This is a genomic window from Mucilaginibacter sp. P4_G9 (genome assembly GCF_056400985.1).
The window spans coordinates 1-10,133 of the sequence record NZ_JBFUKF010000190.1 but is presented as its reverse complement, the minus strand read 5'-3'; the positions used below and the strand labels follow the sequence as shown (position 1 = coordinate 10,133).

9 protein-coding genes are annotated in these 10,133 nt (G+C 42.4%); 7 read left to right on the top strand and 2 right to left on the bottom strand.

All coding sequences use genetic code 11. From position 1 onward, the window contains the following. The first annotated feature begins 444 nt into the window (after positions 1-444). From AC1DPZ_RS16185 to accC, 3 genes are all read left to right on the top strand, one after another. Positions 445-1,278 (top strand): SDR family oxidoreductase, encoded by an 834-nt coding sequence (locus AC1DPZ_RS16185; RefSeq protein WP_477405202.1) that lies wholly within the window; start codon positions 445-447, stop codon positions 1,276-1,278. 327 nt (positions 1,279-1,605) lie between these two features. Next, positions 1,606-2,112 carry a c-type cytochrome gene (locus tag AC1DPZ_RS16180; protein ID WP_477405200.1) on the top strand — a complete coding sequence of 169 codons (507 nt, stop codon included), beginning with the start codon at positions 1,606-1,608 and terminating at the stop codon, positions 2,110-2,112. Between the two features lie 513 nt (positions 2,113-2,625). Further along, the gene (gene accC / locus AC1DPZ_RS16175) at positions 2,626-4,107 is read left to right on the top strand and encodes an acetyl-CoA carboxylase biotin carboxylase subunit (protein WP_477405198.1); all 1,482 of its coding nucleotides are present in this window, start codon (positions 2,626-2,628) and stop codon (positions 4,105-4,107) included. Here the strand turns inward: accC and AC1DPZ_RS16170 are convergent, their stop codons facing one another. Then, positions 4,108-4,752, bottom strand: a complete 645-nt coding sequence (locus AC1DPZ_RS16170) for an HAD family hydrolase (RefSeq protein WP_477405196.1) — start codon at positions 4,750-4,752, stop codon at positions 4,108-4,110. A 210-nt stretch (positions 4,753-4,962) separates the two neighbouring features. On the opposite strand from AC1DPZ_RS16170, the gene AC1DPZ_RS16165 reads away from it, so the two are divergent. From AC1DPZ_RS16165 to AC1DPZ_RS16150, 4 genes are all read left to right on the top strand, one after another. Then, entirely contained in the window at positions 4,963-5,307 is a 345-nt protein-coding gene (locus AC1DPZ_RS16165) for an ArsR/SmtB family transcription factor (protein ID WP_477405194.1), read from the top strand. Continuing rightward, positions 5,304-5,726 carry an SRPBCC family protein gene (locus AC1DPZ_RS16160; protein ID WP_477405192.1) on the top strand — a complete coding sequence of 141 codons (423 nt, stop codon included), beginning with the start codon at positions 5,304-5,306 and terminating at the stop codon, positions 5,724-5,726. Before AC1DPZ_RS16165 ends, AC1DPZ_RS16160 begins: the two co-directional genes overlap by 4 nt. Positions 5,727-6,008: 282 nt before the next feature. Beyond that, positions 6,009-6,581 carry a Crp/Fnr family transcriptional regulator gene (locus tag AC1DPZ_RS16155; protein WP_477405190.1) on the top strand — a complete coding sequence of 191 codons (573 nt, stop codon included), beginning with the start codon at positions 6,009-6,011 and terminating at the stop codon, positions 6,579-6,581. Between the two features lie 81 nt (positions 6,582-6,662). Continuing rightward, positions 6,663-7,103 (top strand): carboxymuconolactone decarboxylase family protein, encoded by a 441-nt coding sequence (locus AC1DPZ_RS16150; RefSeq protein ID WP_477405188.1) that lies wholly within the window; start codon positions 6,663-6,665, stop codon positions 7,101-7,103. Between the two features lie 141 nt (positions 7,104-7,244). Here the strand turns inward: AC1DPZ_RS16150 and AC1DPZ_RS16145 are convergent, their stop codons facing one another. Next, positions 7,245-9,818 carry a phosphoenolpyruvate carboxylase gene (locus AC1DPZ_RS16145; RefSeq protein WP_477405186.1) on the bottom strand — a complete coding sequence of 858 codons (2,574 nt, stop codon included), beginning with the start codon at positions 9,816-9,818 and terminating at the stop codon, positions 7,245-7,247. Positions 9,819-10,133 lie beyond the last annotated feature (315 nt).

Sequence of the window (10,133 nt, the reverse complement as noted above, 5' to 3'; positions counted from 1 at the left end):
GCCGCAGGGTCCTCTTTCGAGAGACCCTGCGGGGACGGAAGTCGTAAGTTATTAGCCGGATTTGTTCTTTTTTGACTTTGAACTTAAGACTTTTTCGTCCCCTCAGGGTCTCTCGCAGAGGACCCTGAGGTACCCGGATCATCACGCATAAACGCGATTTTCGTAAATAATACGGGCTTAGTGCAGCCGCAGGGTCCTCTTTCGAGAGACCGTGCGGGGACGGAGGGGGTGAGGAGAAATCTTAGGCGATGTGCACTCACTAAGCATCGTTGTATAGCATATCGCTGAAGATTTCTCCTCACCCCAGCGCTAAAATCCACCCCTGTTCGTTCGTGACAATCATTTTTAAGAAATTATCCTTTTGCTTAAAGTGTAACAGATAACTACTATCTTACACGCAAATCAAAAAGTACCCCCTTCAGGGGGCGGAGGGGGCTTGCGCTTATGGCATTAAAAACAACCGTAATAACCGGCGCCACATCGGGCATTGGGAAAGAGACAGCGCTTTCATTGGCAAGACAGGGGCATGCGCTTTATCTGCTGGTACGCAACACGCTAAAAGGCGATCGGCTTAAAGAGGAATTAATAGCGCAAACAGGTAATAATGAGATCAATGTGATTAAATGCGACCTGGCCGATTTGCAAAGCGTACGTGATGCCGCTGCCGAATTATCAGGAAAGCTGTTTGCCATTAATATACTCATTAACAACGCCGGTGGAATTTTTGCCCGGCGGGAGTTGAGTAAGGATAGGTTTGAAATGACTTTTACCACCAATCATTTGGGCCATTTTCTGCTCACCACCAGTTTAATGCCACTGCTGCAAAAAGGGCAGGCGCGTATTATCAATGTGAGCTCAAATGCACATAAAAGGGGTAGTCCACGTTTTGATGATCTCCAATGGGAGCAATCCTATGGCGCCTGGAAAGCGTATGGGATGAATAAGCTATTCAATATTTATTTTACCCAATCGCTTGCTTCAAAATTTGGCAATACCGGCATTCTTGCGTTTTCTCTGCATCCGGGCGTGGTAAATACCGATTTTTGGGTTGGCTTTAAAGGGCCCGAGAAACTGATGGGCGTGTTGATCCGTCCGTTTATGATCACTGCCCAACAAGGCGCGGAAACCTCCGTCTTCCTGGCCACCGCTCCCCGCCTTGATAAATACAACGGTGGGTATTTTAAAAACAAAAAGATCGCCAAAACATCGGCCATTGCAACTGATACCGCTGCCCGCGATAAGCTTTGGGCTATAAGTGAAAAACTGGTAAGACTTTAGATGTGCAAATTTCAGATTTCAGATGTGCAGATTGTTTTCTGAACCCGAATTTTTCGAATTCAGCGAATTGTTTGAATTTTAAGAGTTTATGCTTATAAAAATTCTGTTAATTATTTAATTCGAAAAATTCCGGTTCAGAAAATAAACCGGAATCAAATCATCATCTAAATCTGCACAGTCATAAAACCTCATCTGCATATCTGCACATTTGAAATCTGAAATCTGCACACCTATCTCTGTATCCAAAAAGTTACCTGCGAAAGTGAAGGCTAAAAGTTGTAACATTAAAAGTTAATCGATACATTAGATGACTTAAATATGACAATTATGCTGGTAAATAAAAAATTATTAGTCACTCTCGCGTTAATATCGGTTGTGGTATTAGGTGCCATGACATCTATGACACCAAAGGTTGCGGACGATGAAGGGTTTAAAAACCTGAAAGTGTTGCCGAAGAATATTACAAAAGATCAACTCCATGCGGTAATGGATGAATGGGAACATTCATTAGGCGTACATTGTAATTTTTGCCATGTACGTGATGAAGCCGCCAAAAAGATGGATTGGGTAAGCGATGCCAAACCAGAAAAGAATATGACCCGCGATATGTTCAAGATGATGAACAAAATCAACAGCAAATATTTTCATGCAAAAAAAGATTCATTGGGTATGGTGCTAAAAGCAGGTATTAATTGCAACAGTTGCCACCGCGGTACCGCTCATCCCGAAGTTACTGTTCCTGTTGGCCGTGGCCCTGTTGGCCCGCCTCAAGGTCCCGGTGGTCAGCCTGTTCCGCCACCTTTAGGCACTCCGGTTCCCGATAAAAAGGAGTAATTTTTAATTTAACCTATATTTAATACGCTCTTAACTTAAAATTAGGGGCGTTTTGTCTAAAAAGGGTAAAAAAAGGCATTAAGGCAGGCTAAAAAGCACCTTTTTTTTAATTTGTTGTTAAAATCTTCACATTATATTCATGATTTAGTGTTAAATTTAGTTGATTTTAATTCCCCTTAACAAATTGAATAGTATGACTGCTGATTTAACTAAATCTGACATCGATAATAACACTCAAATAAAACAATTGGGTGCCCAAAAAGCAGTGCGTTGCARATCATGCAGCGGTAACATGTCCCGTATAAAACGCGGCCCCTTGGTTAAAACATTTTTGTTTTGGCTGCCATTTAAAAGATATGTTTGCTATCGCTGCAATAACAGAACCTACCGGTTGGATAAAACTGGCAGGTAAAAATGTGCGCTGACTGGGTTCGTATTATTGTTCGTTTGTTATTTTGATTTCCAAATAGAATTTTCCTGCCTGCTAACCGGTAATTCGGTTACATTTGTTTTATGCAAAAGATACTGGTAGCCAACCGTGGCGAAATAGCTTTAAGGGTAATGCGTTCGGCACGCGAAATGGGTATTAAAACCGTTGCAGTTTACTCGGATGCTGATCGCGACGCGCTTCATGTTCGCTACGCAGATGAAGCTGTGCATATTGGTGCCGCCCCTTCAAATCAATCCTATCTTGTTGGCAAAAAAATTATTGCGGCCTGTATTGAAACCGGGGCAGAGGGCATTCATCCCGGTTATGGTTTTTTGAGCGAGAATGCCTCATTTGCCAGGCAGGTACGCGAGGCCGGGCTTATCCTGATTGGTCCATCGCCCGAGGCTATGGAAGTAATGGGCAACAAGCTATCGGCAAAAGCTGCTGCACTAAAATATAATATCCCGATGGTTCCGGGTACGGTGGAAGCCATAACCGATGTTGCCGAAGCAAAAATGCGCGCGGTTGAGGTGGGTTTCCCCATCCTGATAAAAGCGGCGGCCGGCGGTGGTGGCAAGGGGATGCGCATAGTTGAAGGCGCCGGTGATTTTGACGAACAAATGCAGCTGGCCGTATCTGAGGCTACCTCTGCATTTGGCGATGGATCTGTTTTTATTGAGCGTTACGTTTCATCTCCCCGACATATCGAAATCCAGGTTTTGGGTGATACCCATGGTAATATTGTGCACCTGTTTGAGCGGGATTGTTCGGTACAGCGCCGCCATCAAAAAGTAATAGAAGAAGCCCCTTCAAAAGTGCTTACGCCGCAAATAAGGGCGCAAATGGGCAAATGTGCCGTTGATGTTGCACGCTCTGTAAATTATACCGGTGCAGGCACCGTAGAGTTTATTATGGATGATGAGCTTAACTTTTATTTTTTGGAGATGAACACCCGTTTGCAGGTAGAGCATCCTGTAACCGAGTTGATAACTGGGATAGACCTGGTGAAAGAGCAGATAAATATAGCCCGCGGTTTACCTATAAGCTTTAAACAGGAAGACCTGCAGATGCGTGGCCATGCCATAGAACTTAGGGTATATGCCGAAGATCCGGCTAATGATTTTTTGCCTGATATTGGAACACTGCAAACATACATTACCCCAAAAGGAGCTGGTGTAAGGGTTGATGATGGGTTTGAACAAGGTATGGAGATCCCCATTTATTACGATCCGATGATAGCCAAGCTTATTACGTATGGTAAAGATCGTACGGAAGCCATAGAGCGGATGATAAGGGCTATTGATGAATACCAGATAACCGGTATTACAACTACTTTAGGCTTTGGCAAATTTGTGATGCAGCATGAAGCTTTTACATCCGGTAATTTTGATACTCATTTTGTAAAAAAGTATTTCAGCCCGGATGTGTTACAAACGGGTAATAAAGATGAGGCCCGGATTGCGGCGATATTGATGGAATTATTGCTTAGCCATAAAAAAGCCAATATATCATCGGTTAGTACTGCGGAACCAAGTAACTGGGTGAAAAACAGAAGCAGGCATTAATTACAACAATCCCATCAGCTCGCTAAAGCTATCAACGGTAGCAACCATTCCATCGGGCACCACACCAAAACCGTAGCTGGCAAAAATGAAGGGTACGCCTGCTTTTGTTGCCGATGTATAATCGCCCATGGTATCGCCTACGTAAACTGGCGCCTTAAGCTCATGATCGTTAACAATATCTTTAATATTATCGGCCTTAGGGTTGCCTTTGGTACCAAAACACTGGTGGGCCAAAAAGTAAGGGTGCATATCGTTCAAATCCAAAAACACTTCAATATAGCCCCTTTGGCAGTTGCTCACAATGTACAGCTTGTAGTTGGCGCCCAGATATTTTAGGGTTTCTTCCAGTTGTGGGTATAGCTCGCCTCCTTTGGTATGTAAAATTTCCAGTTCGCTTACCGCGCAAAGGCTTTGCACCACTTTACGCTGACCGGCATTAAGGGTAGGGAAAAGTTTATCAAAAATGGCATCATAGGCCATCCCGGTTATGGATCTTACACGGTCAACAGTCATATCTTCGTTCAAATAATCAACCTGGTTAAGCGCATGTTGCCATGCCAGCGCCACGTTGGCGGTGCTATCCCAAAGGGTACCATCCAGGTCGAAAATTATACTGTCGAATTTGTTTTTTAGTGAAGTAGCCATAATGGCGGCAAAAATACGGGATTATTTGGCGATGGTTTGCAAAAAGTAATAAAAAACTCATAGCTACCTATGGTATTTTAAAGTGTTTGACAGCCCTTTTAGCAATGTCATGATTATAATCACGTGTTTAACTTTTTTTACGTTCCATTTGCGTAACCAAAAGGTTTCATATATATTTGTAACCATATGGTTTCATATTGCCATTATGTTATGCACCGAGACGTTTTTAAAGCCATTGCCGACCCTACCCGCCGCGAAATCATCAACCTGATTGCGCACCAAAGCATGAACCTTAATGCCGTGGCCGATAATTTTGATATAAGCAGACCGGCTGTATCTAAACATATCAAAATATTAACCGAATGCGGCCTGCTGGTTATTAAACAACAAGGGCGGGAGCGTTTTTGCAGGGCCGATTTAAAACAACTTAAAGAAGTTACTGATTGGGCCAAACAGTACAGCAAATTTTGGACGCAAAAACTGGATGCATTAGATGTATTCCTTATCAATGAACAAAATACAGAAACTATAAATCCTAAAAATGAAAAATTATGAGCGCACAACCTTTTGAAATTGAACGTACGTACAACGCCCCCATCAGCAAAGTTTGGGAAGCTATTACCGACAAGAACAAAATGAAGGAATGGTACTTTGACCTGGCAGAATTTAAACCAGAAGTAGGCTTCGAGTTTGAATTCACTGCAGGTGATGATAACGTAAAGTATCGCCACCTGTGCAGGGTAACCCAGGTTGTTGAGGGCAGTAAAATTGCCTATACCTGGCGTTACGACGGCTATGAAGGCGTTTCGGAGGTTACATGGGAGTTGTTCTCTGAGGGTGAGCAAACCCGCCTTAAACTTACCCATTCGGGCCTGGAAACCTTCCCTCGCGTGGATGCCTTCAAAAAGGAGAATTTTGTTGCCGGCTGGACCGATATTACGGGCAGATCATTAAAAGAATACCTTGAAAAATAAACAGATAGCAATTGCGGGTGCTAAAATCCGGGGCCTCTGAAGGGGGAATGACGTTTAAAAAATTTGTCATCCTGAACGCAGTGAAGGATCTATTCGCAGACTGTACAGGGCGAAGAAGCATAGCGAATAATAGATGCTTCACTGCGTTCAGCATGACAAAAGGCTTTAATTGCAAAAACTTCATTGGTAGGCACGAAGCAATGACGGTAGGTTATATATTTTAAAAACGTATAAAACATTATTGAATAAAATTTAAACGGCTTCTTAATTCTATCCACAATTATGCACTCCAATCTTACGGATCATATTAAGAAGTTCATTGAGCTTACAGAAGCTGATGAACAACTGATCAATGCAGCTGTGGTAATAAAAACCATTAAAAAAAAGGCTTTCTTGCTGCAGCCGGATCATGTTTGCAAGGAGCTTTACTTTATAAACACGGGGTGTTTGCGCCTGTATTTCATCAACAAAAAACTAAATGAGCAGATAACCCAGTTTGCAATAGAAAACTGGTGGCTAACAGATTATGATGGCCTGGAAAGCGGCCGCCCCTCATTTTACTATATCCAGGCGATTGAAAATACAGAAGTTATAAGCATAACAAAAAGCAAACTCGACGAGCTTTTTGTGACGATACCTAAACTGGAGCGCTATTTCAGGATAATACAGCAACGGGCTTTTGCTGCGTTCCAAAACCGTATTAAATATATTTACGGCATGAGCGACGAGGAACGATACAGGCATTTCAGCAGTTTATTCCCGGCTTTTATGCAGCGGGTACCTCAATACATGCTGGCATCATATCTTGGATTTACGCCGCAATTTATGAGCAAAATACGGGCTAAAAAAAGCTAATCAACTTGTGTTTTCTTAATCCTGATTCATTTTTTGAAACATGTTTTGTTACCACCTTTGGGTATTAAAACAAACTAGAAAATGAAAACAAGAGTAAACATCGGTAAAACAGACCCGGAAGCCTACAAGATATTATTAAACCTTGATCAGTATATCGTTAAAAGCAGCGTAAGTAAAACCCACCGCGAATTGATCAAGATTCGCGCTTCGCAGATAAATGGCTGTGCTTTTTGTATAGATATGCATACCAAAGACGCCCGTAAAGCCGGCGAAACCGAGCAACGCATTTATGCCCTTAACGCCTGGAGAGAAACACCATTTTTTACCGAAGAGGAAAGAGCAATACTAACCCTTACAGAAGAGGTTACCTTGATACAAAACCACGTTTCTGACGCTACCTATGAAGCAGCGGCCAAAGTGTTGCCCGAAACTTATATTGCACAGGTGATATTGGCCATTATAGCAATTAATGCATGGAACAGGTTTGCTATTTCGACAGGGATGCAGCCAAGCTCCCTCTAAATCTCCCCCGGTAGGGGAGACTTAAAAAAGTAAAAGCGAGGTTTCTTGAAGGATACTTCGCTTTTACTTTTTACACCTCAATGAAGGAAATTCCCAGCTGAACATAAAAGTCTCCCCCTTCGGGGGGAGATTTAGAGGGGATTACGCCAAATTCCTTCCGGCATTTACAATACCATAAACTGTACGAATCACCAGCTTATCATAAATATCAACAAGTTCGTTATCCTTGCAGTTGTTCAGGCATTGCAGGGCATAATGCTGAATGATAACCAGGGGCAGTACTATTTTTTCGCGGATAGCGATAGAACGGCGCTCGACCGGGTATTCTTCCATCAGTACTGTACTGCCGGTTAGCTCAAGCAGCATAACACGCGTAAGATCAAATTCATCCTTCAGCATTTTCCAGAAATCGCCGAATGTTTCATCTTTTTCGAGGTAAGCCGTAACCCTGAAATCTGATTTCGACATAGACATCATACAATTATCCAGCATTGTTTTAAAGAAACCCGATGTTTGGTACAATTCCTGGATCTCGTGCCAGTTGCCATCGTCCTTCATTTTTTTCAATGCTGTACCTACGCCATAAAAACCGGGAATGCTTTGTTTAAGCTGACTCCATGAAGTCACAAAGCTGATAGCACGCAAATCTTCCAGTTTTAACGGACCGCCTACACCACGCTTGGTTGGGCGGCTGCTGATATTGATGCGGGATAATAGTTTAAGCGGACTAAATTTTTCCAGGTACTCTACAAATAAAGGATGTGCGCGCAGCGCCATAAACAGTCCGTAGCTTTCGTCGGCCATTTGCGATATCAGGGATTTATGCCTGCTATCCAAAAGATCATTACGATTAGGGTGCAATGCCGATATAACACCCGCGTTAACCAGTTGTTCCATGTTAAACCTCGCGGTTTCAATTGATCCGTATTGCGAGCTTACCGTTTGTCCCTGTATAGTTAGCTGAATATGCTCATTGGCTATCTCGTTGCCCATTGAGGCATAAAAGCGATGTGTTTTACCACCGCCACGTGCCGGCGGGCCTCCCCTGCCATCAAAAAACGCAAGGCTTACTCCGTATTTACGGGCCATGGCTGTTAATTCAACCTTAGCTTTATAAATGCTCCAGTTAGCCATCAGGTAACCTCCATCCTTGGTACTGTCAGAAAAACCAAGCATAATAGTTTGCCTGTTGCCGCGCATTTTTAAATGTTGGGCATAGTATGGATGTGTATACAATTGTTCCATGATCTCACCGGCGCGGGTAAGGTCATTAACAGTTTCAAACAGCGGCATAAAATCAACGGTCAAGCTGTCTTTTTGCCATCCGCTCCATAAAAACAAATCTATAAGTTGTAAAATATCCGATGCCTGCTGGCAGTTGCTAATGATAAAGCGCTGGCAGGCTTTTTCGCCATTGCTATGCTGAATTTGCTTCATCAGCCTAATGGTATCCAGCGTATCGCAGGTCATGGCATCGGCATCCTGGGGGCGATGGTAATCAACTTCGTTAAAAGTTAACTTTTCAAGCTTTTCGTTCTCCTTCAATTCCGCATATCCTTTGGCAACACCGGTATCGGTTTTTGAAGTCACAAAATCAAATACGCTGCGCAATACGCGGCTATCCTGCCTGATATCCAGCGTAGCAAAATAACAGCCAAATAAGCGAACTTTCTGGATCAGGTTATCCACAACATCCACAAAAAGAGAATCGTGATCTGTTATTAATGTATGCTTGATGGCTTGCAGCAGATCTAACAATTCGGGTTGCAGATCCTTTGGCTCGCCATGCTGCTCATTCGCATTTTTGTAGATCAGTTTTTCCAGCTTGGCCATCGGTTTTTCAACCCCGCGAAAGGTGATGCGGCGTTTAAGCACGCGGTAATCGCGGTAATAGCATCTGAAAAGGCGCAGCCTTAAATAAGCGGCAACAGCCTTTGTGCTTTCGGTAGTTACGTTAGGGTTACCATCCCTGTCGCCGCCTGGCCAAAAGCCCATTTCAAGCAATTGATTGCTGGCATCAATATCAAACTCATCTTCAAGTTTGGCTTGTATGCCCGATACGGCATGGTAAAATATATTCTCCAAAAACCACGATAGGCTAATGGCCTCATCAACCGGCGTAGGTGAAGTTTTGTTAAAGAATGGCGTTTTACCCAATTGCTGCAGCAATACATCAATAGTTGGAATATCATTAACCTTTACAGCTTCAATAAGATCTGTCATGATGCCCAGCACCGTGCCTGGATAAAACTGGGTAGGATGCGCGGTAAGTACCAGCCTCAGTGAAAAATCTTTTAACTTTTCGCTAATGTTTTTGCGGGTTTCATCACTAATAGCAGCTTGTTGCAACAGGCTTTGCAGCGTACCGGTATCATCAAACTTGCCTATTTTATTAAAAGAAGAATCTTCAATAGCATCAAACAAAACAACCTGGCGCTCAATATATTGTATAAAACGAAACATCCGGTTTATCTGCTCGCGGTGATCAATATCCGGAACGTATTTCTTAAAAAAAGTTTCAATAATATCTGTAGGCGATGCGTTCATTGCAGCCCCCTTTTCGCAATGTGAGCTAAAAAAAGGCAACAAAATACCGGTATCCTTTACCTGGTAAAAAGGAAGAGTTTGAAATAAACTGTTATACAACTCAAACCGGGTTACAACTTCGTTATTAAAAGTTGTTTCTCTTTGACTGAGTTTTAAGGTTAACGACATAGCACAAATAAATTGAAGGTTAAAATTGATGGGCAATGGGCAGGGCACAATACCGGGGGTGAATTTAATTATCTAAAATTTAATTTCAGCAAAAAGTGAATAATTTATAACAATTATTGGCTATTAATGCCATATTTATTAAAATAAGCCTAAAATATTTAATTTTTGTAAATTTGGAAAGCGTTTTTGGCACAAAAAAAGTGTTAAATGAAATGAGGATACCCATTGCTAAAAATTTGCAATGAACCATATAAACATCATAGCTTTATCTCGGTTAAAAATACAAATACAAATTGATGAAATTTAATACCCGGG